This window comes from Bittarella massiliensis (ex Durand et al. 2017), from assembly GCF_001486165.1.
Taxonomy (GTDB): domain Bacteria; phylum Bacillota; class Clostridia; order Oscillospirales; family Ruminococcaceae; genus Bittarella; species Bittarella massiliensis.
The window spans coordinates 301,690-327,301 of sequence record NZ_LN908975.1; the positions used below are offsets into that span (position 1 = coordinate 301,690).

26 protein-coding genes are annotated in these 25,612 nt (G+C 57.9%); 11 read left to right on the top strand and 15 right to left on the bottom strand.

Annotated features, from left to right (window positions below):
• The first annotated feature begins 129 nt into the window (after window positions 1-129).
• Genes BN3266_RS01850 through BN3266_RS01860 form a run of 3 tightly spaced genes read left to right on the top strand, consistent with a single transcriptional unit; the run spans window position 130 to window position 4,357 of the window.
• A complete protein-coding gene (locus BN3266_RS01850) occupies window positions 130-636 on the top strand; it encodes a MarR family winged helix-turn-helix transcriptional regulator (RefSeq protein ID WP_021660995.1) in 507 nt (168 codons plus the stop codon).
• Entirely contained in the window at window positions 633-2,369 is a 1,737-nt protein-coding gene (locus tag BN3266_RS01855; RefSeq protein WP_059003335.1) for an ABC transporter ATP-binding protein, read from the top strand. The genes BN3266_RS01850 and BN3266_RS01855 overlap by 4 nt, the downstream gene beginning before the upstream one ends.
• Window positions 2,366-4,357 carry an ABC transporter ATP-binding protein gene (locus tag BN3266_RS01860; protein WP_021660993.1) on the top strand — a complete coding sequence of 664 codons (1,992 nt, stop codon included), beginning with the start codon at window positions 2,366-2,368 and terminating at the stop codon, window positions 4,355-4,357. The genes BN3266_RS01855 and BN3266_RS01860 overlap by 4 nt, the downstream gene beginning before the upstream one ends.
• Before the next feature lie 126 nt (window positions 4,358-4,483).
• Here BN3266_RS01860 and BN3266_RS01865 read toward each other — a convergent pair whose 3' ends face one another.
• From BN3266_RS01865 to BN3266_RS01875, 3 genes are all read right to left on the bottom strand, one after another.
• Window positions 4,484-4,885, bottom strand: a complete 402-nt coding sequence (locus BN3266_RS01865) for an RrF2 family transcriptional regulator (protein WP_021660992.1) — start codon at window positions 4,883-4,885, stop codon at window positions 4,484-4,486.
• A gap of 154 nt (window positions 4,886-5,039) precedes the next feature.
• A complete protein-coding gene (locus BN3266_RS01870; protein WP_059003338.1) occupies window positions 5,040-5,765 on the bottom strand; it encodes a hypothetical protein in 726 nt (241 codons plus the stop codon).
• A 105-nt stretch (window positions 5,766-5,870) separates the two neighbouring features.
• Window positions 5,871-6,221, bottom strand: a complete 351-nt coding sequence (locus BN3266_RS01875; protein ID WP_021660990.1) for a helix-turn-helix transcriptional regulator — start codon at window positions 6,219-6,221, stop codon at window positions 5,871-5,873.
• Window positions 6,222-7,134: 913 nt separating this feature from the next.
• Between BN3266_RS01875 and BN3266_RS13665 the strand changes: the two genes are divergently transcribed.
• The 3 genes from BN3266_RS13665 to BN3266_RS13670 all read left to right on the top strand — a co-directional run bounded on the left by BN3266_RS13665 (window position 7,135) and on the right by BN3266_RS13670 (window position 7,978).
• Window positions 7,135-7,290: a hypothetical protein gene (locus BN3266_RS13665; RefSeq protein ID WP_021660986.1), complete on the top strand. Its 156-nt coding sequence runs from the start codon at window positions 7,135-7,137 to the stop codon at window positions 7,288-7,290.
• Between the two features lie 78 nt (window positions 7,291-7,368).
• The gene (locus BN3266_RS01880) at window positions 7,369-7,701 is read left to right on the top strand and encodes a helix-turn-helix domain-containing protein (RefSeq protein WP_059003340.1); all 333 of its coding nucleotides are present in this window, start codon (window positions 7,369-7,371) and stop codon (window positions 7,699-7,701) included.
• 121 nt (window positions 7,702-7,822) lie between these two features.
• On the top strand, window positions 7,823-7,978 hold the full coding sequence (locus BN3266_RS13670) for a hypothetical protein (RefSeq protein ID WP_021660986.1): 156 nt from the start codon (window positions 7,823-7,825) through the stop codon (window positions 7,976-7,978).
• A 1,056-nt stretch (window positions 7,979-9,034) separates the two neighbouring features.
• On the opposite strand, the gene BN3266_RS13070 is transcribed toward BN3266_RS13670, so the two are convergent.
• The 3 genes from BN3266_RS13070 to BN3266_RS01885 are packed head-to-tail and all read right to left on the bottom strand — an operon-like array spanning window position 9,035 to window position 10,982.
• Entirely contained in the window at window positions 9,035-9,865 is an 831-nt protein-coding gene (locus tag BN3266_RS13070) for an EcoRI family type II restriction endonuclease (RefSeq protein ID WP_075109639.1), read from the bottom strand.
• Window positions 9,866-9,879: 14 nt separating this feature from the next.
• Window positions 9,880-10,809: a DNA-methyltransferase gene (locus BN3266_RS13075; RefSeq protein WP_154668927.1), complete on the bottom strand. Its 930-nt coding sequence runs from the start codon at window positions 10,807-10,809 to the stop codon at window positions 9,880-9,882.
• 29 nt (window positions 10,810-10,838) lie between these two features.
• Window positions 10,839-10,982 carry a helix-turn-helix domain-containing protein gene (locus tag BN3266_RS01885; RefSeq protein ID WP_368013937.1) on the bottom strand — a complete coding sequence of 48 codons (144 nt, stop codon included), beginning with the start codon at window positions 10,980-10,982 and terminating at the stop codon, window positions 10,839-10,841.
• Between the two features lie 642 nt (window positions 10,983-11,624).
• Between BN3266_RS01885 and BN3266_RS14190 the strand changes: the two genes are divergently transcribed.
• Together BN3266_RS14190 and BN3266_RS14195 are read left to right on the top strand one after the other, a co-directional pair.
• On the top strand, window positions 11,625-11,945 hold the full coding sequence (locus BN3266_RS14190; protein ID WP_242861700.1) for a recombinase zinc ribbon domain-containing protein: 321 nt from the start codon (window positions 11,625-11,627) through the stop codon (window positions 11,943-11,945).
• Window positions 11,946-12,113: 168 nt separating this feature from the next.
• A complete protein-coding gene (locus tag BN3266_RS14195; RefSeq protein WP_368013938.1) occupies window positions 12,114-12,236 on the top strand; it encodes a DUF4368 domain-containing protein in 123 nt (40 codons plus the stop codon).
• Between the two features lie 153 nt (window positions 12,237-12,389).
• Here BN3266_RS14195 and BN3266_RS01895 read toward each other — a convergent pair whose 3' ends face one another.
• The 7 genes from BN3266_RS01895 to BN3266_RS13395 all read right to left on the bottom strand — a co-directional run bounded on the left by BN3266_RS01895 (window position 12,390) and on the right by BN3266_RS13395 (window position 19,466).
• Window positions 12,390-13,457, bottom strand: coding sequence for an NAD/NADP-dependent octopine/nopaline dehydrogenase family protein (locus BN3266_RS01895; RefSeq protein WP_059003342.1), 1,068 nt, complete (start codon window positions 13,455-13,457; stop codon window positions 12,390-12,392).
• A 17-nt stretch (window positions 13,458-13,474) separates the two neighbouring features.
• Window positions 13,475-15,151: a hypothetical protein gene (locus BN3266_RS01900; RefSeq protein ID WP_059003344.1), complete on the bottom strand. Its 1,677-nt coding sequence runs from the start codon at window positions 15,149-15,151 to the stop codon at window positions 13,475-13,477.
• Window positions 15,152-15,542: 391 nt separating this feature from the next.
• Window positions 15,543-16,085 carry a rubrerythrin gene (gene rbr, locus BN3266_RS01905; protein WP_059003345.1) on the bottom strand — a complete coding sequence of 181 codons (543 nt, stop codon included), beginning with the start codon at window positions 16,083-16,085 and terminating at the stop codon, window positions 15,543-15,545.
• A gap of 244 nt (window positions 16,086-16,329) precedes the next feature.
• Complete coding sequence (locus BN3266_RS01910) at window positions 16,330-16,857, bottom strand: DUF4358 domain-containing protein (protein WP_059003347.1); 528 nt, start codon at window positions 16,855-16,857, stop codon at window positions 16,330-16,332.
• Between the two features lie 141 nt (window positions 16,858-16,998).
• On the bottom strand, window positions 16,999-18,000 hold the full coding sequence (locus tag BN3266_RS01915) for a nucleoside hydrolase (protein ID WP_059003349.1): 1,002 nt from the start codon (window positions 17,998-18,000) through the stop codon (window positions 16,999-17,001).
• Window positions 18,001-18,204: 204 nt separating this feature from the next.
• The gene (locus BN3266_RS01920) at window positions 18,205-19,149 is read right to left on the bottom strand and encodes an AEC family transporter (RefSeq protein ID WP_059003350.1); all 945 of its coding nucleotides are present in this window, start codon (window positions 19,147-19,149) and stop codon (window positions 18,205-18,207) included.
• Window positions 19,150-19,217: 68 nt separating this feature from the next.
• A complete protein-coding gene (locus BN3266_RS13395) occupies window positions 19,218-19,466 on the bottom strand; it encodes a YdbC family protein (protein WP_185915526.1) in 249 nt (82 codons plus the stop codon).
• 1,334 nt (window positions 19,467-20,800) lie between these two features.
• On the opposite strand from BN3266_RS13395, the gene BN3266_RS01930 reads away from it, so the two are divergent.
• Together BN3266_RS01930 and BN3266_RS01935 are read left to right on the top strand one after the other, a co-directional pair.
• Window positions 20,801-21,382, top strand: a complete 582-nt coding sequence (locus BN3266_RS01930; RefSeq protein ID WP_205301319.1) for a helix-turn-helix domain-containing protein — start codon at window positions 20,801-20,803, stop codon at window positions 21,380-21,382.
• Between the two features lie 5 nt (window positions 21,383-21,387).
• Window positions 21,388-23,040, top strand: coding sequence for an AMP-binding protein (locus BN3266_RS01935; protein WP_059003832.1), 1,653 nt, complete (start codon window positions 21,388-21,390; stop codon window positions 23,038-23,040).
• A 72-nt stretch (window positions 23,041-23,112) separates the two neighbouring features.
• On the opposite strand, the gene BN3266_RS01940 is transcribed toward BN3266_RS01935, so the two are convergent.
• Together BN3266_RS01940 and BN3266_RS13680 are read right to left on the bottom strand one after the other, a co-directional pair.
• Complete coding sequence (locus BN3266_RS01940) at window positions 23,113-24,492, bottom strand: alanine/glycine:cation symporter family protein (protein ID WP_059003353.1); 1,380 nt, start codon at window positions 24,490-24,492, stop codon at window positions 23,113-23,115.
• A gap of 383 nt (window positions 24,493-24,875) precedes the next feature.
• Window positions 24,876-25,046 (bottom strand): hypothetical protein, encoded by a 171-nt coding sequence (locus BN3266_RS13680; protein WP_021660968.1) that lies wholly within the window; start codon window positions 25,044-25,046, stop codon window positions 24,876-24,878.
• Between the two features lie 80 nt (window positions 25,047-25,126).
• Between BN3266_RS13680 and BN3266_RS01945 the strand changes: the two genes are divergently transcribed.
• The gene (locus BN3266_RS01945) at window positions 25,127-25,516 is read left to right on the top strand and encodes a hypothetical protein (RefSeq protein ID WP_059003355.1); all 390 of its coding nucleotides are present in this window, start codon (window positions 25,127-25,129) and stop codon (window positions 25,514-25,516) included.
• Window positions 25,517-25,612: the final 96 nt, after the last annotated feature.

Consider the following 25,612-nt stretch of genomic DNA (forward strand, 5'->3'; position numbering starts at 1 on the left):
TGTCCCCCATTCTCTGTGCAAGTTCACAAAAGATTCACAAAGAAATTGTTGCATATCGCCAACGACCGACGTATAATAAACCACATTGATAATTTACATACTGAACTATTTGCAGAGGGGGAACGGGAGATGCAGGACGACCGCGCGTTGGCGGTGCAGATTTTGAGGGAGGCCCACCGGTTTGGCTACCGGCGGATGGCCCGGGCGCGGGACGCCGCCCTCTTCCAGGGGGAGATGGCGGTGCTTGGCTGTCTCTACGGCTGCACCAAGGGGGCGGAGGGACCCCTCTCCCCCTCTCAAATCAGCGCCGAGCTGGGGGTCAGCCGGGCCCAGGTGACCTCGGCCCTGAACTCGCTCGAGAAAAAGGGCCTGTTGCAGCGCCAGCCCAGCCAGTCCGACCGCCGCCGGGCCCAGGTCACCCTCACCGAGGAGGGGCGGGCCTTTATCCAGGGCCAGACCGACCTCTTTGTGGAGAAGGTGACCCACATCATCCGCCAGATGGGACAGGAGGACTTTTTGCAGATGGTCTCGCTTGTCAAGGCGGCCTTTCAGGCCGCGTTTCAATACGACCGGGAACACCCCGAGCAGTCGCCCAGGGGGCCCCGGCACACAGGTGAAGGGAGAGAGAGAGATTGACCAAACTGACAAGGTATTTCAAGGCCTACTGGTCGCAGATCCTGGCTGTTTTTGCGCTGCTGTTCCTGCAGGCCATGTGCGACCTGTCGCTGCCCGACTACATGTCGGACATCGTCAACAACGGGGTGGCCGCCCAGGACCTGGCCTACATCCTTCCCGCCGGCGGGAAGATGCTGCTGGTGGCCCTGGTGGGGGCCGGCTGCACCGTGGCGGTGGGGCTGATCGCCGCCCGCATCGCCGCCGGCATCAGCCGCGATCTGCGAAACGACGTCTTTGCCAAGGTGGAGGGCTTTTCCCTCGCCGAGTTTGACCGCTTTGGCGCCTCGTCGCTGATCACCCGCACCACCAACGACATCCAGCAGATCCAGATGGTGACGGTCATGCTGCTGCGCTTCGTCCTCTACGCCCCCATCCAGGGCATTGGCGGCGTCATCAAGGCTGTGGGGAAGAGCCCCTCCATGAGCTGGCTCATCGCCCTGGCGGTGCTGGTCATCCTCGGGGTGATTTTGGTGCTGTTCTCCATCGTCCTGCCCCGCTTCAAGGTGGTGCAGAAGCTGGTGGACCGCCTCAACCGGGTCACCCGCGAATCCCTGGTGGGGATGCTGGTCATCCGCGCCTTCAACAACCAGGGTCACGAGGAGGCGCGCTTTGACGAGGCCAACCGCGACCTGACCCGCCTCAACACCTTCGTCCACCGCTTCATCGCCGCCATGATGCCCACCATGATGCTGGTGATGAACGCCCTCACCGTGGGCATTGTCTGGTTCGGCTCCCACTATGTGGACGCCGGCAGCATGCAGATCGGCGACATGATGGCGTTCATCCAGTACGCCATGCAGATCATCATGAGCTTCCTCATGGTGTCCATGGCCTTCGTCCTCCTCCCCCGGGCCAGCGTCTCGGCCGAGCGCATCAACGAGGTGCTCACCTGTGAGCCCGCCATCCGCGACCCCGAGAGCGACCGCTCCGACGAGGGCGGCAACACCCTCCCCGGCACGGTGGAGTTCCGCAACGTCTCCTTTGCCTACCCCGGGGCCGACGACGAGGTCATCAAGAACATCTCCTTTGTCGCCAAGCCCGGGCAGACCACCGCCTTCATTGGCTCCACCGGGTCGGGCAAATCGACCCTCATCAACCTGATCCCCCGCTTCTACGACGCCACCGAGGGCCAGATCTTGGTAGACGGGGTGGACGTGCGGGAGCAGAGCCAGCACGCCCTGCACGACAAGATCGGCTATGTCCCCCAGAAGGGGGTGCTCTTCACCGGCACCATCGCCGACAACCTGCGCTACGGCGATGAGGAGGCCGACGAGGAGGAGCTGCGCCAGGCCGCCCAGGTGGCCCAGGCGCTGGACTTCATCGAGGAGAAGCCCGACGGCTTTGAGACCGAGATCGCCCAGGGCGGCGGCAACGTCTCCGGCGGGCAGAAACAGCGCCTCTCCATCGCCCGCGCCCTGGTGAAAAAGCCCGAGGTCTACATCTTTGACGACAGCTTTTCCGCCCTCGACTTCAAGACCGACGCGGCCCTGCGCCGGGCCCTGGCACCCCAGACCAAGGACGCCACCGTCCTCATTGTCGCCCAGCGCATCTCCAGCATCATGCACGCCGAGCAGATCGTGGTGATGGACGACGGCCGGATCGCCGGCATCGGCACCCACCGGGAACTGCTGGAAAACTGTGAAGTCTACCGCGAGATCGCCCAGTCGCAGCTTTCAAAGGAGGAATTGGCATGAGTGAGAAAACCACCCACCGCCCCCGCCGCGGCGGCCCCATGGGCGGCGGCATCAAGCCCGCGGGTGAAAAGGCCAAGAACTTCAAGGGCACCATGGGTCAGCTGGCGCGGTACATGCGCCCCTACTACCTGAAAATCGCCATTGTCTTTCTCTTCGCCATCGCCAGCACCGTCTTCGTGGTCATCGGCCCCAAGATCCTCGGCAACGCCACCGACGCCATTGTGGACGGCTTTGTGGAAAAGGCCGCCTACGGCCAGATCATGGAGCACCTGCCCGAGGGCGCCCAGCTGCCGGAGGGCACCACCGCCGGCCAGCTGCTGGCGCAGATGCCCGAGGAGGCCAAGGCCAAAATCCCCGAGGGCACCCTGGAAAAGATCCAGGAGATGGACCTCTCCCACGAGCCGGGCATCGACTTTGGCCGGGTGGGGAGCATCCTCCTCTGGCTGCTGGGGCTCTACGCCCTCAGCGCGGCCTTCAGCTATGTGCAGGGCTTTATCATGAACGGGGTCTCCCAGCAGGTGTCCTACAACCTGCGGCGGGACATCTCCCAAAAAATCAACCGGCTGCCCCTGGCCTACTTTGACCGCCAGACCCACGGCGAGGTGCTCAGCCGGGTCACCAACGACGTGGACACGGTGGCCACCACCCTCAACCAGTCCCTGACCCAGATGGTCACCGCCGTGGCCACCCTGGCCGGCGTCCTCTACATGATGCTGTCCATCAGCGTCTGGATGACCCTGGTCGCCCTGGTGATGCTGCCCATCTCGGTGGGGCTGATCTCCACCGTTGTCAAAAAGAGCCAGAAGCACTTTGTCGGCCAGCAGAAATACCTGGGCAACGTCAACGGCCACATCGAGGAGATGTACTCCGGCCACAACGTGATCAAGGTCTTCAACCGGGAGGACGTCTCGGTCAAGAAGTTCAAAAAAATCAACCGCAAGCTCTACGACTCGGCCTGGAAGAGCCAGTTCCTCTCGGGGCTGATGATGCCCATCATGACCTTTGTGGGCAACCTGGGCTATGTGGGGGTCTGCGTGCTGGGCGGCTACCTGGCGGTGCAGGGCTCCATCAGCATCGGCAACATCCAGTCCTTCATCCAGTACCTGCGGCAGTTCAACCAGCCCATCTCGCAGATGGCGTCCATCGCCAACGTGCTGCAGAGCACCGCCGCCGCAGCGGAGCGGGTGTTTGAATTTTTGGCTGAGACCGAAGAGGTCCCCGAGAAAAATCCCCCCAAAGAGCTGGGCGAGGTGCGGGGCCAGGTGGACTTTGAAGACGTCTCCTTCGGCTACCGCGACGACAAGATCATCATCCACGACTTCACCTCCCACATCCAGCCGGGGCAGCGCATCGCCATTGTCGGCCCCACCGGCGCCGGCAAGACCACCATCGTCAAGCTGCTCATGCGCTTTTACGACGTGAACGGCGGCGCCATCAAGGTCGATGGGGTGGACATCCGCGACCTGCGGCGCAGCGACCTGCGGGACGTCTTTGGCATGGTGTTGCAGGATACCTGGCTCTACGGCGGCACCATCCGCGAGAACATCCGCTACGGGCGGCTGGACGCCACCGACGAAGAGGTGGAGGCCGCGGGCAAGGCCGCCCATGTGGAGCACTTTGTCAAGACCCTGCCCGGCGGCTACGACGCCGAGCTCAACGAGGAGGCCAGCAACGTCTCCCAGGGGCAGAAGCAGCTTTTGACCATCGCCCGGGCCATGGTCAGCGACCCGAAGATCCTCATCCTCGACGAGGCCACCAGCTCGGTGGACACCCGGACCGAGGTGCGCATCCAAAAGGCCATGAACAACCTGATGAAGGGGCGCACCAGCTTCATCATCGCCCACCGGCTCTCCACCATCAAGGACTGCGACTGGATCTTGGTGATGAAGGACGGCGACATCATCGAGCAGGGCACCCACGACCAACTCATCGAGCAGGGCGGCTTTTACAAGACCATGTACAACGCCCAGTTTGAACAGACCGCATAGGAAACTGCTTGACAGACAAAAAGGGGCCCGGCGCCATTGCGCGCCGGGCCCCTTTTTTGGGAAGTGGTGCCGGGGAAGAGAAAAAGCCGCCCCCGACAGGCAGGGACGGCGATACAGGCCTTGCCATCACATGGCCAGGATCTGGGCCAGGGTGTTGGCCTTTAATTCTGCAATCAAGACATTTTGGATGCGGCAGAGTTCTTTGTGGACGGTGCAGACCTTTTCCCCGCTGTTGTTGACGCAGATATAGCCCCCTTCCAGGCACTCGTTGAGCAGCAGGTTGCCGCCGATTGCCCGGGCAATGTCCAGCAGGGTCGTCTCGTTGAGATCGCAGAGCAGGCGGTAGCCGCCGCCCTGACCGCGGATGACAGTTACGATTTCGCTGTGACTGAGCTTTTTGAGAACTTTGTAACCGAACTCGGTGGGGATGTCCTCCATGCTGCATATTTCTTTGATGTTGTGTTTTTCGCCGTCGGCCAGTGCGCGCACCGCCCGAATGGCATAGTCCATTTCCCGCGTGATTAACATGATACACCACCTTATTGTAGAACTGTTGTCTGCACAGCGGAGGACAAGCCCTCGCCGCTTAACTGTACCAACATTCTAACAAAAAAGGGAGAAATGGTCAATTCACGGGGAAATCAATTGAAAAAGGGGGGCGAAAACGGCCTTGGCGCACCGGTCAGTTGCCGTATCTCTCCCCGAACTCCTCCTTCATGTCGATCAGCCGCCGACAGATGGCGCAAACCGGCGTCTCGTGCAGCCGGGCGTAGTTCAGGTGGTCTGGAAACTGGTAATCCTCGGCCCGCAGCACCCCCTCTTCCTCCAACTGAAGGACGGCCGCGACCCACCATTTGGGGTAGTCCCCCGAGCCGACCGAGTCCTTCCAAGCCATTGACAAAGGGGGCATTTTGTCCTGGGTATGCCGCGCAAAGTCCTCCCCCAGGGTGAGGTAGGTCACCTCCGTCAGGGCGTGCATGATGGCTGCCTGGGTGTAGCAGAGGGGGTGGTGGGTGCGCACCACAAAGCCAAAGCGCCCCCCGTGCAGGGTGTCGCCCAGGCAGTAGCGCAGCCCGTGGCGGAACATCGGGTCGTCAAAAGCGGAGAGGTTTGCCGTCACCACCCGCAGGGTGGCGGCGAACCGCTCCGGCAGGTCGTTTATGGGAACGGTCTGCTGGTAGACAAAGGTCACCATCCGGGTCAGGTGCCAGCGCTCGGCGATGATCCAGCGGTCGTGCACGGTGATGTGCTTTTGATAAATAAACGGGGCCCGCTTGCCCGTCTGCGGCGGAAACGCGATCTCGGGGTAGATCTTTCGCGGCGGGGACGGGGGGTGGCTGGTGTCAAAGACCACCTTGTCCCGCAGGGCGGGCAGCAGGGGAATTAAGTTGGGGGGGACCTTTATCATCGCACTTCGCTCCTTTCGGACCATAAAATAGGGCGGCAGAAGGTGCTCCTGCCGCCTTTTCAAAATGGAAACGGGGAAAGGTCTTCTCCCGGAGACCGGCGGGAGCTAGCTGCCGTGCAGCTCCCGGAGAATGGCTTGCGCCTTGCGCTTGGTGGCGGCGGGCATGGCGTGGTAGAGCTTCAGCAGCGCCGCCTCGTCGTCGTCGGCGACGAGGTGGTCGCCGAGGTCGGGAACAGGGTATTGAAATGCCGTGCGCCCGAGAAGGTAGTCGGTGCTCACCTGAAAAAAATCCGCCAACAGCAGAAGGGTGGGCAGAGAAGGTGTTACTTTTCCGGCCTCGTAGGTGTAGACCGTCTGCGGGGTCACGTGGATGGCCCGGCCCATTTCAGCCTGGGACAGTCCGCGCTGCAGGCGCAGCTTTTTTAGGTTTTTCAGAAAGACTTTCTCGCCTGCCATCCGCGCACTCACCACCTGTTTCCATCTGCTATTATCATAAAGAGAAAAAGAAAATTTTACCACCAGTTAATCGCCGCAAAATTATGCGCCAAAACTGAAAAAACGGGGAAACCCAATCCCCGGCGTAGAGCGGCGCTTGGCCCGCGGGGACAAGACAGGGGCGGCGCGCCGACGTGCCCCCCTGCCCCGCCCCACCGGCGGCGGGGGAGGCCGTTTCTAACATGCGTTGGAGTGCCGTTCCCCCTTTTCCCTTTTCTCGCCCCCGCCGAATTTATGGGATCAAGGCGCTTTTTTGAAATGTCCCGTCCAATGTAGCACAAAACAAATTCTTAATGGGCTCGTTGACAACAAAGTGACATCGCCTTTTTGGCAAAGGTTCGCAATCTGGCCGAATAGAATGCGCGTTCCGCCAACCGCGAGACAGAACTGCTGTTTCAGCGGTATGTTGAAGAATTTGAAAAGAAGCATGGAGATACTGCTGAATGGTGTCGGCGGGAGGGGGATATTTGGCACGTGTGCTCATCTATAAGAGGAAAAAACACCTTTGATTTGACGATGTGGAAAATATTTTTATGCACGCAGAGTTGCCGATTACTTGCCATAAGGTTAACAATACACTGCATTTATATAAAATGTCAATAAAAATCACAAAAGTTACTTATAAAAGTATATAAATGTTATAAAATATATGTATAAACGTTATTTTTAGTGGCTTTAAATGTTTTAGTAGGAAAGTCTAGAAAGTGGTTTATAAATGTGGTAAAGGCGATACTTTCAAAAGGTTGTTCTGGGAGACCGATGGCGTGACCGCGGAGGCAACGTATTTTTGACTTTTACGTGTGAGAGGGCCGGTTGTAAAGGACGTCGAATTTTGTTAGACTTGGGGTATCCTTTCAGAAAGGGAGTATGGCCCATGTCTTGTTCCACCAGCGCCAACAAAGACACCTGCCCCTGCACCGCCGACTGCAAAAACCACGGCCACTGCTGCGAGTGTATCAAGCTGCACCGCCAGGAGAACATCCACGAGGCGGTGGCCTGCATGCAGTGCAAGTTCGCCGAGAAAAAGTAGGTCTTTCCGGCAGGAAGGGGCGGCCCGGCGGGCGCGGAACCGGCTGTGGCGATGAGGTTATAGGGAGGCGGCTTGGCGGTGAACTTTCTTGAAAAGCTGAATTTCATGATGGGAAAAAGCGGCTTGACGAAATATTCGCTGTCGAAAGCCAGCGGTATACCCTATACGACGGTTGACGGCTGGTATAAAAAGAAATGTGAGGGGCCCAAACTCAACACGCTGCGCAAGTTGGCGGAGTATTTTGGAACCTCCCTTGATTTTTTGGTGGATGACGGCTCTGCCGAAGAGCTGCTGCTGGATGATGAAATCCATCATTTGGCAGAGCAGTACCGCCAATTGAGCGAGGAAAACAGGGCGGTTCTCCGAAAGACCGCCGATACCCTTTTAGAGGGGCAGGCCGCCTGCCGCTGACCGGCGGGGGGAGAAGGGGCGAAGGAGCGCCCCTTCTCTTTTTTGCGGGCTGGGGGCCGGTTGCAAAGGGCGTCGAATTTTGGTAGACTTGGAGTATCATTTCAGAAAGGGAGTATGGCCCATGTCTTGTTCCACCAGCGCTAACAAGGACACCTGCCCCTGCACCGCCGACTGCAAAAACCACGGCCACTGCTGCGAGTGCATCAAGTTGCACCGGCAGGAGAACATCCACGAGGCGGTGGCTTGCATGCAGTGCAAGTTTGCCGAGAAAAAGTAGATTTTTCCGGCAGGAAGGGGCGGCCCGGCAGGTGCTGGGCCGCCCTTTTTTGCGCCGTCGGCCAAACTGTGCTATACTGAGCGAAACGACAGATTGCCCCCTGGGGGCGGGGAGGAGCCGGCTGTGATCAAGTGGTTTAAAAAGTTGCCCAACACCACCAAAATGCTGATGATGTCGGGCGTGGTGGCCCTGTTGGCCATTCTCCTAGTGGTTGTGACCGTCATGCAAAACGCGTAAAAAGGACCCGCCAAATGGTAGCTACGCATAAAACAGTATCAACTAACAAACTGAATTAAGGTAGCTGCCATTCAGGGTATAGAAAAGAGCAGTGAGAAAGTTGATTGCCTATCGCTTGCTTTTTTCATTTTATTACGCGGTAGAAGCCCATTTTTGAGGGAAAATGTATAAACCTCTTACCCTTGATGTTTTCGTGTCTGTAAGCCGCTTAAATTAAGACTATTTTACACTTTATTTCGTAACATTACTGTGGCAGTTCATATATTTGTTTACTCGAAACAAAACCTGTGGATGCTTCCGGTGTTGGATTATCCGATAGTGGCTTTACCGACATCGGGTAATCCAATACTGGAAAATCCAACGCGATTAAATAAAGGTATATAAAGTAAACATTAAAAAATTGCTAGTTAAATCAAATTACCTATAACCCGCTGGAACAGAAGCGAAAGGAATTGGAAATGCAGAAATAATTATCCGTTTATAAAAGCCATAGTTCATAGAGAGTGCAAGCGGTCTATCCGATTGCGCTCTTGATTTCCCCAAAGCAAGGACAGGGAAAACCGTCAAAGCCGCGAAGCGCGAAGCTTATTCTTGACGACTTTCTTTGACTTTGCTACTTACTGAGATATGAAACATATTTTAGTAGTGTCTGATGTCCATAACATAGCCATTCCCCTTTTGCATAAAATAAGAGTGGTAAAGCTCCTGTAAAATCAAGGATTTACCACTCTTTTGTCTTGCTTTTGTTGCTTAAATCTACTTTGCGATACTAGAAGATAGCAGGCAATAAGAAAACTATACATTCCCACTTGCAGTGATTTATCGTTTGCTAAGTTGCTCGAAAAGGTCACTTCCTAACATTTTCAAAGAAGTTCTTGCAACTTCAAGCATTACCATAATCATATCTCCATCATTCCAGTGTCCTCCCCCGCCTTGCGTATAAATTGAAGCGGCTTGCAACATGATAGTTGCACCGTTGCATTTTACAAATCTATTTTCACAAAGATTGGTATTTATAGGCATACCATAATTTGCAGCGGTTAATCTATCAAGTCTGTTCAATGTTCCGTCGTTATAAACCAATGTCACTTCTCTGCCATCAGGTCTTATGACAGTTACATTTTGTGTCAAAAAATTGGATCCCTCCAAAAACAGAATATAAGGGAAATATCGTTCGGATAGCATGAAATTGGCAATTTCATTTACGTTTTTATATGCTCTTTCGATTGCATTTCCTGCTGCCATAAGGTCTTGATTGTTTTTCTTGCCAACAAGTTTGCCAGCTCTAATATTTTCAATATCTTTCCCCTGATGCTTTGCCTCCGATACTAACACAACGCGCCAATTACCGTTATCATCTTGTACCTCTATAAGTCCGCCATCCGGCCTTATGCTTGCGCTTTCTACGAAAAGTGTTTGTCCAAGGTATTCATCAATCCTTTTCAAAGCTTCGTTAATTTCTCTCTTATATAAGTCCTTTCTATATCTAAATGTAAGCATGGGAAATTCAAACTCAAGTTGTTTTTTGACAAAAAGAGATGTATTTCCGACTTCTTTATCATGCATTTGTGCATCTTTATGAAAGATTGTTATAGGGCCCTGCCCCTCTTTTTGCTGTACGGTTAATCTATTTGACTGTCCTTTTTTCATTGCTATGTACTCCTTTATCCAACATTGAAGAAATTATCAACACTTGTTATTTCTTCATACTCGGTATCTTGCCCCAAATTTTTCATTAATTCAATATGTTTATTAAAATAGTCCTTTGAAGCAGGGTCGCTATCACACATTAAACAGTGTCGTCCCTCTGTAATACACACTCTACCAACAGTTCCACTTCCTGCAAAAAAGTCAAGGACTATTGAACCGGGATAAGAAAGCGATTTGATGAAACGGTCAATAATTTCAACAGGTTTCTGTGTTGGGTGCCCTACACGCTCTTTACTGTTTCCATTTAACCTACCAATTTGCCAAACATTGGTGGGGTTTTTCCCTTTCATCGTGTTTTCAGGGTTAAGACGCTTATCCTTTAATGCCAGTTTCAAATCTTCCTCTGAATACGGCTCTCTAACTGCGTCTAAATCAAAATAATAGTCATTGGTCTTTGCTAACCAAATGACTTCTTCATGTCTGTTTGCAAAATATCTATGTGCCGACATGCCATTCTTATAATGCCAAATGATAGTGTTTATCAATTTGAATTTCGTGTTATGTCTAACGTGTTGAATAATATCTATCAAATCACCGGACTTAACATCGCGGAATTGAATACCACCAAAAATAACCATGCTACCATTTTTTGATAATACTCTATATGCCTCATTTATCCACGTTGAAGCCCATTCAATATAGTTGTCATATATATCCCATCCTGTGAGTTCAAGGTTATATGGCGGATCTATACATATCAACTGTACAGATTCATCCGGCAATTCTTTCAGAAACTCGCAACAATCCATAATGCTGTGAAGTATCTTCACTTTATCAGGCTTTTCAAAATCTGCTGCACTTTTTTGCTTCCAGCTATTATTCTTACGCATTTTATTTAATGACATTAAAGCATGGTTGCTGTGGGATTTATTATGTATAGCCATGTAATTTGTACCTCTTTCATTTTTTATTTCTATGTATCAGTGGTAATTTCCATAATATCGTCCAGCCCACAATTTAACGTGGTGTATATCTTCGCAAGGCTCCCCATTGAGATAAGCTCGTCCTTACCCATTTTTGCAAGTATATTGGTGCTGATACCCGCTTGCTTCCGCATTGCCGTCCGGCTTATTTTTTATCAATCAACAACTTCCAAAGCTTGTTGTAGTTATACGTTATTCGGAAAGCCCTCCTTGCCTTAGTTGCCCATCTTTATTTTAGCATAACACAAAGCAAGCGCAGCGCCAACTATGTATTTTGAAATTGTGATATTTTATTGTGTTGAGCTTTCTCGCTTTTTCTTTGGCGTTTTGAAACCTTGTCTGTAGTAGAAAATGAAATGGAAAAAGCACATGCTTTTTAAAAACCTCTCTCAAAACTTAGTCAAAATTATCCTGTGCGGTGTTGTAAGTAGTGAGGGAAAAATCAGAGAGCATGAAAAGTCGTGCGGTTTATTGTTATCAATAACGGCATTGACAGCGCAAACCAACAGGACAGCAATTTTACCCCGTTTCTCCATATCATCAATGAGTGGTATGTGAAAGACACGAGCAAGAAAATCAGCGCTGTGATGAAGTCCAAAGGCGAAGCAGACGAACATCTTTGAACAAATTCGTCTTATGGATATATGAAAAATACAAACGATAAAAAGCGTTGGATTGTGGACAGGGAAGCTGTCGAGGCAGTCAAAAGGATTTTCGTGCGAAGCGATTATTGTCACTGACACATGGGAACAGGTATAGGAATCGCGTAAGAACAAATGCCGCCCGACGAGAACAGGAAAACAAATTTGCTCTCCGGCATAGTGCGTTGTGCTGATTGTGGAGAAAAGCTGTATTACTGTGCAAGCAAAATTCTTGAAGCAAGACAAGACCATTTTGTATGTTCTACTTCAGGACTGAAAGGGAAAGAAGTTTGTCCGACGCATTTTATTCGCGCTGTGGTACTGGAACAAGGTGTGCTTGCACATCTGCGGCTTGTAATTTCCTGTGTAGCTAACCATGAAGAACAGTTTAGAAAAGCTATGGGTGCAAAGCAGAAGGCCAAAGCAAAAAAAGAACTTGCGGCAAAGCGGCGGTAAGAGGCACAAGCGGAACGCAGTATTGAAGAATTTGACCGACTATTTAAGCATATTTATAAGGACAACGCTAACGGAAAATGATCCGATAGCGGATTTCAAATGCACTTTGGCGATTATGAACAGGAGTAGGAAGAACTGCGGGAAAAGCTATTGTAACTGAATGAAGAAATTACACAGCAAGAAGAACAGGCAGAAAATATTGATAGGCTTATTAGTAAGGTGCAAAGGTATCTTAATTTGGACGAGCTAATGCCGACGGCCTTAAACGACACGGAGAAACGGCATAGCTGAAGTTATGCCGTGTCCCGAAAACATTTTTAAGCTGTTTTATGAGTGCCACCCTGAAGAGGACTCTTTTTTTGCATCCATTGGGGAGGACAGCTCGTTGGGGGAGAAAGGAAGAGCGCCCGCGAAAAAGAACTCGCGAGCGCTCCTTTATGCGCGTCAGACCTGTGCCGCCTCCGGCAGGCGGATGCGGTCGAGGGCTGCCTGGTCGGCGATCATCCGCCCGGTCTGGCGGAAATCCACCCGGTAGATGGTGCAGGCCAGCTGGATCACCGTGTCGATAAAGGGGGTGGGGATCCCCAGCAGCCGTCCCACACTGGAAATGGGGACCAGGCCGGTGGGCACATCCTCCCAGACATAGCGGCAGTCGGTGGACTGGGGGGCGTAGACGTCGGCGTAGGCGGGGTTTTTCTGGATGGTCTCGTAGAGATCGGCTCCCGGCTCAATGCCGTAGGAGCGCACCAGCCATTCCAGGGCGGTCTCCACCTCCAGCCCGAGGCCGGCGGCCACGGCCACCCGCTCGGCATCCACCTGGCTGATGTACTGGGCGACCATGGGGGTGATGGCCTCTTTGTAGTAGAGGAAGGTCTGCCCCGACTCGATGCGGGTGTAGTTGAGGAGGATGGGGGTGGGGTGGAAGATCATGCCGATGTTGGTCAGCCCGGTGTAGAGGATGGAGGGCACCCCGTGGATCCCGGGGAAGAGCTCCTGCATCAGCTCCACCGCCGCCGGGGTCCGCTCCGGCTCCAGGCAGGCGAGGCGGATGTCCTCTTTGATGGAGTAGATGATGGGGTGGTTGAACTCCTGATTGCGGCAGGTGAACACCAGGGTGTCGGTCTCGGCCACGGTGACGTCGGCGGTGCAGCCGCAGCTCTCCAGGGTGTGGGCAAACTCGTAGGCGCCAAAGGTGCGGCCGGGGTTGAGCACCACCGTCTGCCCGCCCTTCAGGTAGGGGGCCATTTTGGTGGCGATCTCCTTGTGGGTGTTGGCCGGGGTGGCCACCATGATCAGTTCGCTGCCGCGAATGGCCTCCTCCATGTCCAGGGTCACCAGCCCCACCGGCACGGTGGCGTTCACCACGCCGGCCAGGTTGATTTCCGGCTGGGCGCGGTAGAGCTCCACCTTCTGGGGGGTGCGGGTGAACAGCTTGACCTGGTGGCCCAGGTAGGTCAGGTAGCCGGTGAAGGCGGTGCCGCCGTTGCCGCTGCCGATGACAGTAATTTTCATCCTGAATCCCCCTCTGCTTATGCGTGAAGGGGAGCGGGGTCCAAGTATCCCTCGATCGGGATCCCCTCTTTTTCACAGAGGTGGGCCAGCCGTTCCCGCTCGGTCAATTCCCGACCGGCCTTCCGGTCGTACGCCACGCAGCGGCCGCCAATGATGGTGGTGAACAGGTCGCCGGTGAACTCGCCGCCCTTGACGATGTGCGGGGCGTCGATAAAGCCCCGCTTGATGCAGTCGGCGATGACGGCCGGCTCGCAGAGGGGGTCTTGGTAATCGCTGTAAAACCGCTCGATAAAGGAGAGGAGGAAGCGGGCCTCCTTGAGAAGGTGCTCTTTGCGGGTCTGCACCCGGGGGTCGTGCACCAGGTCGATCTGGTCTTCCAGGCAGGTCTTGATGACCCCGCGCACGATCTTGCAGCTCTCGATGACGTCTTTGGGGGAGGCGATGTGCTCCGCCTCGCAGAAGCCCACCACGTGGATGATGTGGGGGTGCACCGCCATCTGCATATAGGTGGTGGCCGCCAGCTGGCCTTTGGCCACGTCGAGGTCGGCGCTGAGGAAGGGCAGGCCGGCCCGGGTCTCCCGGTAGAGGGTGAAGGTGTCGTCCTGCAGGCTTTCGGTCAGCTCGATCATGGCCAGCACCCGCGCCAGATCCATGGGGAAGGAGAGGGAATTGGGGACGTTGAACATGTACTGGCTGACGTAGTGGCGGACCCCCGCCTTTTTGGCGTTGCGGGCGCTCAGGTAGGCCATGACAACCGGAATGACGTCGTGGGCGTCGCGCAGGCCCCAGTGGTGGGGCTCGTTCGCCTCGACGGGGATGCCCCGCTCGGCGTGCCAGCGCATCAGCTCCACCGCCTCTTTGACCGAGGTGTCGATGTCCCGGTCGCCCCGGCCGTCGAGCTTGTTGTACCAGCACAGGGGGACGGCGCACCAGGCGTTGTTGAGGGTGTCTTTGAGCAGCTGCGCCATGTCGAAGACATCGGCAGTGCCGCTGTAACAGCGGATGAGGGGCTGGTTGCCAAACTTGGTGGCGGCCTTCAGGGCCTCGAATTCCTCCCGCGTGCGCAGGGGGACGCCGCCGGCGCCCTCGTACTCGGGTTTGCGCTTTTCGGGGTGGAAGTAAAATTGCTGGGTGTTCTGGTCGGGGCCGACGGAGATGACGTCGAGCACCCGGCTCTCGGCGATCTCGCGGATACCGGCGACCGTCTTTTCCACCGAGGGCTCGCCGTAGTGGTGGCGCAGCAGGGGATAGGGGTACTTGGCGCTGATGCGGGCCACCAGGTCGTCGGGGAGGACCTCGTCTTTGGTGGCCTTTTTGCCGTTGCGCAGAAAGTAGAGGGAGTCGTCGATGTCGTCGCTCCCGTCGGAGATGTAGTCGAAGAAGTCAAATTCCTCCGCCACCCGGGCCACCGGGCCGGTGCCGCCGAAGGACCAGACGGTCTCGATCCCCCGCTCCTTCACCTTCTGCACCAGTTCGGCGATCAGGGGACGGGCGTTTTCGGGGGTGAGCCGGTAGCCGACGGCCACCATGGCGGGGTGGTGCAGCTCGATTTCCCGCAGCAGGTCGTCCACGGGGATGGCGGGCCCCAGGTAGATGGGGGTGTAGCCCTCCCGCTCGGCCAGCTGCAAAAAGTGGGCCACGCCGCCCACGTGCACGCAGTTGCCAAGGGACGCGCCGAGAACGATTTTTTCCATAGTCATTTCCTCCCTCCGAGAAGAGACAGGGCGGTCTTTCGACAAAAAGCCCCGCAAAACACCCGGGAGGGGCGTTTTGCGGGGCGGACCCGCTTCAGGTATAGCGCAATCAATGGATTTTTGGTGCCGGGTCATTCGCTTGTTCCGCTATCTGCTTCAAAACGCCTCCAGGTGTGTGTTCACCTCTGTTAACTGTTGTTTATATCGAAATTATTATAGCAGAATTGCCGGCCCTTAACAATCAATATTTTGTGAACAAAAGGGCCCACACAGAAAAGGCGGAGGAGAAATATTGGGGAATTTGACGAAAATTATGAAAAATCATTGTCGCGTTTCAACGATTTGGGCAGGGAAAGACCGGCGGATCGGCCGCTGCGGACGGGGGAGAGGGTTACTTGTAGGACTCGCATTTGACGGCGAAAAAGCTTTGGGGGTGGTGGCAGGCGGGGCAGATGGCCGGGGCCTCTTTTCCCTCGAACTGGTAGCCGCAGGAGCCGCACTGCCACAGCACCTTTTCCCCCTTTTTGAAAACCGCCCCCTGGGAGAGGTTTTCGATCAGGGCGCGGTAGCGCTCCTCGTGGGCCTTCTCCACCGAGCCGACCTTGGCGAAGAGGTCGGCGATCTCGGTAAAGCCCTCCTCCCGGGCCTCCTTCTCGAAGCGCTCGTAGAGGTCGGTCCACTCGGCGTGTTCGCCGCCGGCGGCGTCCAGCAGGTTCTCCATGGTGGAGGGGATGCCCGCGTGCAGCAGCTTGAACCAGACCTTGGCGTGTTCCAACTCGTTGGCGGCGGTCTCGGAAAAGAGTTTGCCGTAGGCGTGCAGCCCGTCCACCCCCGCCTGGGTGGCGTAGAATTGGTACTTGGCGCAGGCCTGTGTCTCCCCGGAAAAGGCGGCCCGGAGATTTCGTTCGGTGGCGGTGCCTTTGAGTGATTTCATGGAATATTCCTCCTCGAAATGGTTTGTGGGCGCTTTTGCGAGGGAGCGCGAAAGCCCTTCAAGCCATTTGTATGCACCGCGGGCCGTTTTTGAACCGATTTGGTGCAAAAACGGGACAAAAGGGGCGGGAAAAGGGCCCTTTGGCCGGGTGTTTTGAGGGGTGAGGGGGAAGAGGACAAAAAAATCCCGCGGCGGGCGGCCGCGGGGAAGGGGCGCGGAAAAGGGAAAAAGGGGAGAGGAGGGACTAGCGCTTGAGCCGGGCGGTGACGGCGTCCACCCCTTTGGCGATCTCCTCGCGGGCGCTCTCCAGGGCGGCGGTGGGGGAGGCCCCCTCGGCGGGCTCGGGCCCCAGGGCCAGGTAGAAGAGATAGTCGCCCACCCGCACCACCTGGGCGACCTGGGCCTTGGGGCTGTCGGGGTACTCGCGGGCGGCCTTGTCCCGGTAGGCGGCCAGCTCCTCCTCCAGGGCGTCGGCCTCTCCCTCCTTGGCCTTGACGGCGATGAAGGTGTCGGGGTGTTCGGAGAGGGCGGCCTCCTCGGCGATGACCTCGTCCATCTTTTCGCGGGTCAGGCCGTACTTGCGGGACAGGGTGTCGTTGTCGATGGCCAGGGAGGGGTAGTACCCCTCGCCGTAGAGGGCCTTGACCTCCCGGTGGATGGCCGAGAGGTCGGCGTCGCTGGAGGAGCCGTTGGAGTCGTTGCCGCAGCCGGTAAAGGCCAGCAGGGCGGCCAGGAGCAGGGGGAGCAGGCGGGTGAAGGGGGTGTGGCGCATGGCGGTCGTACCTCGATTCTCGATTTCAAGGCCGCCGGGAAAGGGCGGCCCTTTTTCCAGAGTGTTTCCCGGCCGGGCGCCGTTATGCGCAAAAAAGCCGCCGGCAAAAAGGCGGGCGGCTTTTTTGTGAAAAGCGAGGATCTAGCGGGAGTAGCGGGCGCAGATGTCGAGCAGCATCCGGTTGAATTTGTCGCGGTCGGCGTCCAGGGCGACCCAGCAGTTGTCTGGCAGGTTGTGGAGCTTGCGGGTGTCCACGATGGTCTGGCCGTCGGCAAAGCCGCCGGAGATGTCCACGTCCACCCGGGTGTGCAGCAGGCCGGGGAGGACGCTGGGGTCGATGACATAGGCCACGCAGAGGGCGTCGTGAATGGGGCAGAGGTCGGGCTCGTGCAGGGGCTGCAAGAGGTTGTAGGCCCGGGTGCGGATTTCGATGAGCTGGGCCACCATCTCCCCCACGGGGGTGTGCAGGTCGCGGTAGAGCTGGGCCTCTTCCAGCCGGGTGGAGGCCTTGTGGGTGGCGTCCAGCGGCACCAGCACCACCTTGGCCCCGCAGGTGAGGACGATCTCGGCGGCCTCGGGGTCCTTCCAGATGTTGAACTCGGCCGCGGCGGTGGAGTTGCGCTCGGTGTGGCCGCCGCCCATGATGACGATCTCCTCGATGTTCTCCACCACGGTGGGGTCGGCCCGCAGCACCATGGCGATGTTGGTCAGCGGCCCCACCGGGATGAGGGTGACCTTTTCGGGGCAGGACTTGATGGTGCGGATGTACCAGGGGATGAAGTTTTCATCCACCGGCTTGAGGGTGGCCCTGGGCAGGTCGAACTCCTTGGGGTGGTAGCAGATCTCGCGGCCCTGGTCGTCGTACTGGGTGGTGGGGGTCATGGGCTGGTGCAGCCGCCCGGGGTTGAGCTCTTTGACCAGGGGGACGTCCATCCCCTTGACCACGGGGATGCGCTCCTGCGCCCCCAGCAGCTCGACGATGCGCAGGGTGTTTTCCAGGGTGTAGCACAGGGGCTGGTTGCCGTTGACCGCGCAGACCCCCAACAGGTCGATGTCGGGAGAGAGATCGGCCATGATGATGGCGATGGCGTCGTCGGAACCGGTGTCCACGTCGAGGATGACTTTTCGGGGTGTCGATTGCATGGGAAAACCCTCCTTTTATTGCCTTGGCTTTGAATTTTAGTATAGGGGCAGCTTTTGGGGGAGGTCAAGGGGAAAGTGGGGTTTTCTCCCAAACGCTGCAAAGGGGCGGGGCGGCTTTGTGAAAAGGCCACAGTTGCCCGCAAAAAAGCCCCCCGCAGCGCAGTGCTGCGGGGGGCTTACAGGTGCGAGGGAAACCGACCGCCCTCACACGGGGATGAGGAAGGTGGAGAGGAAGAGGACGGCGGGGATGGTGATGACCGAGCAGATGGTGGTGACCGCCACGATCTTGCCGGCGTAGACGTCGTCGGCGCCGAAGATGTTGGCGAACATGGCCGTGGCCACCGCCGAGGGGGTGGAACTGGCAATCAGGTTGACCATCACCGCGAACTCGATGTTGTCGATGCCGGTCTGGCAGAGGAGCCAACCCAGCCCCAAAATCAGCAGGGGGCAGAGCAGCAGGCGGGCCGCCGCCACCTGGAAGACCTCCCTGTTTTTCACCAGCTCTTTGGGCTTTACGTTGGAGATGAGGATGCCGATGATCAGCATGGAGGAGGCGGTGTTCAGGTTGGCGATGTTCTGAATGGCCCCGGTGAAGACGGTGGGCGGGGTGAAGCGGCAGATGTAGAGCAGGAAGCCGATGGCCGCCCCGATGTTGCTGGGGTTGATGAGGGCCTTTTTCAGGTTGATTTTATAGCGGCCGTTTGACACCTCTTTGGCGCCGTTGGTCCACATGAAGATGCCCGAGGCCGCCAGGAAGCCCACCAGCAGGAACACCCCGGTGGAGCCCAGACTGGCCTGCACCAGGGGGATGCCGATGAACCCGGCGTTGGAGTAGCCGGTGCCGTAGCGGTTGATGCCGTTTAGGGGGTCGCCCTTTTTGCGGAAGATCAGGGTGCCGGTGAGGACGCAGATGCCCTGCACCACCACCCCCAGCGCAAAGGCGTAGAGGAAGAGGCGAAACTCGGCCGCGTCAAAGGGGCGCAGGAAGGAGTTGATGATCAGCATGGGGGAGACCAGGTAGAGCAGGATGTTGCTCAGGGGGGTGGTGAGGGCGTCGCTGATCTTGCCGGTCTTTTTCAGCAGGATGCCGCAGACGGCGATGATGACCATCACCACGACCTGGCCGGATACTGCAAGGGCAATTTCCATAGGGGGTGCACTGTCCTCTCTGTGATGGGATTTGGGGCGGCCCGCCGCAGGGCCGAAAGGGGCGGGGGTTAGAGGGCGGGCTCGTCGTCCGGGGCCTCGATCTCCAGTTCCATCAGCAGCTCTTTGAGGGAGTAGAGCTCCTCTTTGGTGATGGTGACGCCCTTGCCCATCTTGCTGTGGTCGGGGGACCACTCGCGGATGTCGTACTTGGGCTCCCGCTCGTTCCAACTGATGAGGTTGAGCTCTTTGGTCCAGCCCTTGGCGTTTTCAGAGAGAACGCCGATCATGTCCACAATTTCGTATTTGAATTCTGCCAATTTGAAATACCTCCTGAAAGTCGGCGGGCGCTCTTCGCCCGGCCGCTGTGTTCTCGCCGATGCTGCGCCGGGGCGGGTGGTACCGCACTTCCCGGGCGCATCCATTTGTATATCATAGCACACTCCCGCCCGCAAAAAAAGCATGAAAACCAATTTTTGACCCCTTTTTCGACCGGGGAAGGGGGATGGTCTGGAGGGGGAGGAGGAGGGAGACTGGCGAAGTGGGGGAGGTGGCCGCCCCGCTGTTTTTTGACTGGGAGAGGGGGCGGTGAGGGAGGGGAGGAGAAAAAACCGGCAAAAGAGGGGGATGGCAGTGGTCATTCTCTCTTTTTTGAGCGAGGATAGAAGCGTTCTGGTGGGGGAAAGGGCGAGAGAAAACGGAGAAGTGGGGAGGCGGTGGTGCGTTCCCCTTTTTCGACCGGAGAAGGGGGGACTGCCTCGGCGGGAAGGGGCGGGAGAAAATAGCGGAGCGGAGGTGACGGTGGCGGCCCCACTTTGTCGCTCAGGAAAGGAGGTACCCGGCAGGGACGGATCGGGGAAGTCGGTGAAGCGGGAATGGAGGCGGCAATGGCCCCCTTTTTCAATTGAGGATGAGAGGCGCTCCGGCGGGGAGAAGGATGGGAGGAAACGGCGAAGAGGGGGGAGAGGCAACAGTGCCCTCTTTTTCGACCGGGGATAGGGGTGTTTTGGCAGAGGGCAGGACCGGGGAAATCGGTGAAACGGGGGTGACGGCGATGCCCTTTTTTAACCGAGGGGAGGGAAAGCACCACAGCGCAAGGGGAGGGAGGAGAAAAACGGGCAGAGCGGCAGAGACAGCGGCAATACCCCCCTTTTGCCACCGGCGCGCAGAGAGGGCGAGGGGCGAAAAAAGATTGGCAAAGGGCGGTTGACAACCCTGGTGGATTGTGGTATTTTGGGGCTACAGCAAAGAGCAAAAAAGCCCAGAAGGGGACAGCGGACCAGACGGGACCTTACAGAGAAGCGCCGGTTGGTGAAAGGCGTGAAGGAAACCGTGTGGAAGGGCCTTGGCCCGGCGGACCGTTCCGCCGCCGATCACCCCGGAGCTGCGCAGTGAAACCCAAAAGGGGAGTAAGTGTCGCCGGTATCCCACCGTTAGAGGGGAGCGTGTTGTTGGACACGGCTGAGCGGCCCTTTTGAGGGGCAACTGAGAGTGGTACCGCGGAGCAGCGATGAAAAATAGTCGGCTTCGTCTCTCTGAACCGATCCGCCCGAGAGGGCGGGTCGGTCAGGGGGGCGGGGCCTTTTTTCTTGCCTTCACGGCAGGGCCCACGTCCAACAGGGAAACAAAACCAGAGTCAGAGGAGGACATTGCAATGCTGCAAAATGAAATCAGCCAAATTGCCGAGAGACTGCGGGGCCTGCGCCAGATGACCGACACCACCCCCGAGGAGATGGCCCAGGTCACCGACACCGCGGTGGAGGAGTACCTGCGCCTGGAGGAGGGGGAGGAGGATTTCTCCTTCACCTTCCTCTACAACTGCGCCAAACACCTGGGGGTGGACCTGACCGAACTGATCACCGGCGAGATGCCGAAGCTGTCCTTTTTCACCGTGGTGCGCCGGGGCGAGGGGATGCCCATCCGCCGCCGGGCGGGGTTTGAGTACCAGCACCTGGCCTATCTGCTGCGGGGGCGGATGTGCGAGCCCTTTTTGGTCAAAGCTCCCTATCGGAAGGAAGAGCAAAACCAGGAGATCGCCCTCTCCCGCCACAAGGGGCAGGAGTTCGACTTTGTCCTCAAGGGGAGCCTGAAGGTGCGCATTGAGGACCACTACACGGTGCTGCACGCGGGGGATTCGATCTACTACGACTCCAGCCACGGGCACGGGATGATCGCCGCCGAGGGCGAGGACTGCGAATTTTTGGCAATGGTTGTGGAAGGGCGTGACGAGAAGTGAGCGAGATGATCTACCAGAGATTTACCGAGGAGACGGTGGACGAAAAGGGGCGGCTGACCGGCATCTCCTTTCACCCGCCGGAGCACTTTAACTTTGCCTTTGACGTGATGGACGAACTGGGGCGGACCAAACCCGACGAGCGGGCCATGGTCTGGCTGTCCGAGGCAATGGAGGAGCGGGTCTTCACCTTTGGGGACTTCAAGCGGGAGTCCTCTCGGGCGGCCCACTACTTTGCCAACATGGGCATCGGCAAGGGGGACGTGGTGATGCTGGTGCTCAAGCGCCACTACCAGTTCTGGTTTGCGGTGCTGGCGCTGCACAAGCTGGGGGCAATCGTCATCCCCGCCACCAACCAGCTGATGAAGAAGGACTTTGTCTACCGCTTCAACGCCGCGCGGGTGAAGGCCATCGTCTGCACCTGCGACGGGACGGTGGCCGACGAGGTGGACCTGGCCATGGCGGAGAGCCCCACGGTGGAGCTGAAAATCTGCGTCAACGGGGAGCGGCCGGGCTGGCGGCCCTTTGACGCGGAGTACGGGGCCTTCCCCGGCGAGTTTCCCCGCCCGGCCCCCGAGGAGGCGCCGGACAACGAGGACCCGATGCTGATGTTCTTCACCTCCGGCACCACCGGGTACCCGAAAATCGCGGCCCACTCCTTCACCTACCCGCTGGGGCATGTGGTGACCGCCCGCTGGTGGCACAACAACCGGCCGGGGGGACTGCACTTCACCATCTCCGACACCGGCTGGGGGAAGGCCATGTGGGGGAAACTCTACGGCCAGTGGCTGTGTGAGGACTGCATCTTCACCTACGATTTCGACCGCTTTGACGCCAACAAGATCCTGCCCCTGTTTGCCAAGTACCACATCACCACCTTCTGCGCGCCGCCCACCATGTACCGCTTCTTTATAAAGGAAGACCTGAGCAGGTACGACCTGTCCTCCCTGGTCTACTCCAACACCGCCGGCGAGGCCCTCAACCCCGAGGTGTTCCGCCAGTGGAAGGCGGCCACCGGCCTGACCTTGATGGAGGGCTTTGGCCAGACCGAGACCACCCTGACGGTGGGCAACCTGCTGGGAGCCGAGCCGCGGATGGGTGCCATGGGCAAGCCCAGCCCCCAGTACGACGTGGACATTGTGGACGAAAACGGCCGCTCCTGTGTGCCCGGCGCGGTGGGGGAGATCGTCATCCGCACCGACAAGGGGAAGCCCTGCGGGATGTTCATCGGCTACTACCTGGACGAGGCCCTGACAAGGGAGGCCTGGCACGACGGGATGTACCACACCGGCGACACCGCCTGGCGGGATGAGGACGGCTACTTCTTCTTTGTGGGGCGCACCGACGACGTGATCAAGTCCTCCGGCTACCGGATCGGGCCGTTTGAGATCGAGAGCGTCATCATGGAGCACCCCTCGGTGCTGGAGTGCGCGGTGACGGCGGCCCCCGACCCGGTGCGGGGCCAGGTGGTGAAGGCCACCATCGTGCTGGCCCGGGGCTATGCCCCCAGCGAGGAGCTGAAAAAGGAGATCCAGCAGTACGTGAAAAAGAACACCGCCCCCTACAAGTACCCGCGGATCGTGGAGTTTGTGGAGGAGCTGCCCAAGACCATCAGCGGCAAGATCCGCCGGGTGGAGTTGCGGCAGGAGGCACAGAAGTAGGCGACTGTCAAAAAGCAAAAAAGGGCCCGAGACCGAAGGCGCGGTCTCGGGCCTTTTTTGTTGTGGAATGGGTCACTGCCGCCCCTTTTTGGCCTTGGCGAGCAGGGGGGACCGGGCGTAGTCGCGGTAGAGGCGGGAGGCGGAGCCGGAGAGGGCCAACAGGCCCAGCAGGTTGGGGATGACCATCAGCCCGTTGAAGAGGTCGGCCAGGGACCAGACCAGTTCCAGCTTGAGCAGGGAACCCAGGACGATGAAGCCCACCACCAGCAGGGCATAGGGGAGGACGGCCTTTTTGCCGAAGAGGTAGACGATGTTCTGCTGGCCGAAGAAGAACCAGCCCACGATGGTGGAGAAGGCGAAGAAGAGCAGGCAGATGGCGATGAAGCTGTTGCCGAACGAGCCGAAGGTGGCGGTGAAGGCCGCCTGGGTCAGCTCGATCCCGTCTGCTCCCGAGCCGTACTGGCCGCTGGTGAGGATCACCAGGGCGGTGAGGGTGAGGACCACAAAGGTGTCGATGAAGACCCCCATCATGGCGACGACGCCCTGCTGGCAGGGGTGCTCCACCTGGGCCAGGGCGTGGGCGTGGGGGGTGGAGCCCATCCCGGCCTCGTTGGAGAAGAGGCCGCGGGCCACCCCGTAGCGCATGGCCTTTTGCACCCCGATGCCGCAGGCGCCCCCCAGCACGGCGGTGGGGGAGAAGGCGCCCACAAAGATCTGGCGGAAGGCGTCGCCGATGGAGCCGGCGTGAAAGGCCAGGGCGACGGCGCAGCCCAGGATGTAGACGACGGCCATGAAGGGGACGATTTTCTCGGTGAGGGAGGCGATGCGGCGGATGCCGCCGATAAAGACAAAGCCGGCCAGCACGGCGATGACGATGCCCACGACCAGTTTGTTGGCGCCAAAGGCGGTGGCGAAGGCCGAGGAGATGGAGTTGGCCTGGACCATGTTCCCCATAAAGCCCAGGGCGAGGATGATGAAGACCGAGAAGAGGACGGCCAGCACCCTGCCGAAACGCCCTTTAAAGGCGGCTTTTATGTAGTAGACCGGCCCGCCGATGACCGCGCCGTCCTTTTGGGTGCGGTGGGCCTGTGCCAGGCTGGCCTCGGCAAAGATGGTGGCCATGCCGAAGAAGGCGGAGAGCCACATCCAGAAGATGGCGCCGGGCCCGCCCATGACGATGGCGGTGGCGGCCCCCGCCAGGTTGCCGGTGCCCACCTGGGCGGCCACGGCGGTGGCCAGGGACTGAAACGAGCTCATGCCGTCGTCGCCGGCCTTTTTCCCGCTGAAGCGGATCTTGCCGAAGACCTCTTTACAGCTCTGGCCGAAGCGGCGTACCTGCACGAATCGCAGGCGGAAGGTGAAATAGATGCCCGCCCCGCAGAGCAGAAAGAGGAGGAAGTAGTTCCAGAGATAGTCGTTTGCAACCGATACGAGAGATTCCAAAAATGACATGATAACGCCCCTTTTTTCTTTTGTCACACGTTTGGCAGTATACCAGAGAAAGGGGCGGTTGTCTACAATAAAAATGCAGGTGTATTCCATACAGAGACAATCTGGCGGGCTGTCGGTTGGTGAAGGACAAAATTAAAAAGAAACAAAACGGTTAAAAATAGTTGCAAATTAGAAACAAAAGCGGTATACTGTACTTACGGAGTTGCGAAAAAGAAATAGAGGGCGTCGGCCAAAAGTGGCATGGCGCCTGAATGGTGAACGGCCCTGCTCCCCCCTTTTTTGGCTGGGGTAGTTGCCGGCGAACAGGCTGGGAGAAAAGCACAGATGAAGAGGCGCTGCGCCAAGGGGGAGGTGCGCCTCTATCGTTTCTGAAAAGAAACGAATTATTCGGAAACCAGGTTGTCGCGGTAGTGCTCGGCGATCTGCTGCAACTCGCCCAGGGTGGAGACCTCGACGCCCGAGTCGAGGATGATTTTGCGGACGGCGACGGGGAGGGAGTTGAAGTAGGGGGAGAGGGCGGGGTCGTTGAGGTAGAAGTTGGCGTTGGCGGACATAAAAAAACCTCCTTTGGGATGAGATGATGGCTTGCTTTCAGTGTTTCCCAGCGGGGGCAAAGAATACAGGAGGACGGAAAATGACGGAGAGAGAATGGCGGGAGCTGCCCCATCTGCAGCGGGAGGTCAAGCTGCTGCAGGGGCAGTTGGAGCGGCTGCGCAGGGCGCAGGAGAGGTGGGCGATGCGGCGGCCGTGTGAAGGGGAGATGGCGCAGGAGGAGATCGGCACCGAGATGCGGGAGCTGGAGCGCCGCCTGCAGGCCACCGTTCGCGAATATTTGATGCGGGTGGAAGAGGGCTACGCGTTTTTGGGCGAGGTGGAGGACAGCCAGATGCGGCAGATCTTGAATCTGCGCTACCTCGAGGGGATGAGCTGGCAGCGGGTGGCCTTTGCCATCGGCGAGTACGACGAGCAATATCCCCGCAAAAAGTGCCGCCGGTTCTGGGTAAAGGAGGAGGGACGCATTTGACGAAAAGGACGGCCGGGGGGCGGTATACTGAAATTGTGAAAGGGGAGGACACTCCCCCGATGTGGCAGAGACACCGCAGCGAAGCGGCAGGGGAAG

What these genes read in the sequence shown, in the direction of transcription:
- BN3266_RS01860 (WP_021660993.1), top strand. Translation starts at nt 2,366, where the DNA reads ATGAGTGAGAAAACCACCCACCGCCCCCGCCGCGGCGGCCCCATGGGC.
- BN3266_RS13670 (WP_021660986.1), top strand. Translation starts at nt 7,823, where the DNA reads ATGTCTTGTTCCACCAGCGCTAACAAGGACACCTGCCCCTGCACCGCC.
- BN3266_RS01875 (WP_021660990.1), bottom strand. Translation starts at nt 6,221, where the DNA reads ATGGCAGGCGAGAAAGTCTTTCTGAAAAACCTAAAAAAGCTGCGCCTG.
- BN3266_RS13075 (WP_154668927.1), bottom strand. Translation starts at nt 10,809, where the DNA reads ATGGCTATACATAATAAATCCCACAGCAACCATGCTTTAATGTCATTA.
- BN3266_RS01850 (WP_021660995.1), top strand. Translation starts at nt 130, where the DNA reads ATGCAGGACGACCGCGCGTTGGCGGTGCAGATTTTGAGGGAGGCCCAC.
- BN3266_RS13665 (WP_021660986.1), top strand. Translation starts at nt 7,135, where the DNA reads ATGTCTTGTTCCACCAGCGCCAACAAAGACACCTGCCCCTGCACCGCC.
- BN3266_RS01930 (WP_205301319.1), top strand. Translation starts at nt 20,801, where the DNA reads ATGCTGCAAAATGAAATCAGCCAAATTGCCGAGAGACTGCGGGGCCTG.
- BN3266_RS01865 (WP_021660992.1), bottom strand. Translation starts at nt 4,885, where the DNA reads ATGTTAATCACGCGGGAAATGGACTATGCCATTCGGGCGGTGCGCGCA.
- BN3266_RS01900 (WP_059003344.1), bottom strand. Translation starts at nt 15,151, where the DNA reads ATGGAAAAAATCGTTCTCGGCGCGTCCCTTGGCAACTGCGTGCACGTG.
- BN3266_RS13070 (WP_075109639.1), bottom strand. Translation starts at nt 9,865, where the DNA reads ATGAAAAAAGGACAGTCAAATAGATTAACCGTACAGCAAAAAGAGGGG.
- BN3266_RS01910 (WP_059003347.1), bottom strand. Translation starts at nt 16,857, where the DNA reads ATGCGCCACACCCCCTTCACCCGCCTGCTCCCCCTGCTCCTGGCCGCC.
- BN3266_RS01870 (WP_059003338.1), bottom strand. Translation starts at nt 5,765, where the DNA reads ATGATAAAGGTCCCCCCCAACTTAATTCCCCTGCTGCCCGCCCTGCGG.
- BN3266_RS14190 (WP_242861700.1), top strand. Translation starts at nt 11,625, where the DNA reads ATGCCGCCCGACGAGAACAGGAAAACAAATTTGCTCTCCGGCATAGTG.
- rbr (WP_059003345.1), bottom strand. Translation starts at nt 16,085, where the DNA reads ATGAAATCACTCAAAGGCACCGCCACCGAACGAAATCTCCGGGCCGCC.
- BN3266_RS01935 (WP_059003832.1), top strand. Translation starts at nt 21,388, where the DNA reads ATGATCTACCAGAGATTTACCGAGGAGACGGTGGACGAAAAGGGGCGG.
- BN3266_RS01895 (WP_059003342.1), bottom strand. Translation starts at nt 13,457, where the DNA reads ATGAAAATTACTGTCATCGGCAGCGGCAACGGCGGCACCGCCTTCACC.
- BN3266_RS01885 (WP_368013937.1), bottom strand. Translation starts at nt 10,982, where the DNA reads ATGCGGAAGCAAGCGGGTATCAGCACCAATATACTTGCAAAAATGGGT.
- BN3266_RS01940 (WP_059003353.1), bottom strand. Translation starts at nt 24,492, where the DNA reads ATGTCATTTTTGGAATCTCTCGTATCGGTTGCAAACGACTATCTCTGG.
- BN3266_RS01915 (WP_059003349.1), bottom strand. Translation starts at nt 18,000, where the DNA reads ATGCAATCGACACCCCGAAAAGTCATCCTCGACGTGGACACCGGTTCC.
- BN3266_RS01920 (WP_059003350.1), bottom strand. Translation starts at nt 19,149, where the DNA reads ATGGAAATTGCCCTTGCAGTATCCGGCCAGGTCGTGGTGATGGTCATC.
- BN3266_RS13680 (WP_021660968.1), bottom strand. Translation starts at nt 25,046, where the DNA reads ATGTCCGCCAACGCCAACTTCTACCTCAACGACCCCGCCCTCTCCCCC.
- BN3266_RS01945 (WP_059003355.1), top strand. Translation starts at nt 25,127, where the DNA reads ATGACGGAGAGAGAATGGCGGGAGCTGCCCCATCTGCAGCGGGAGGTC.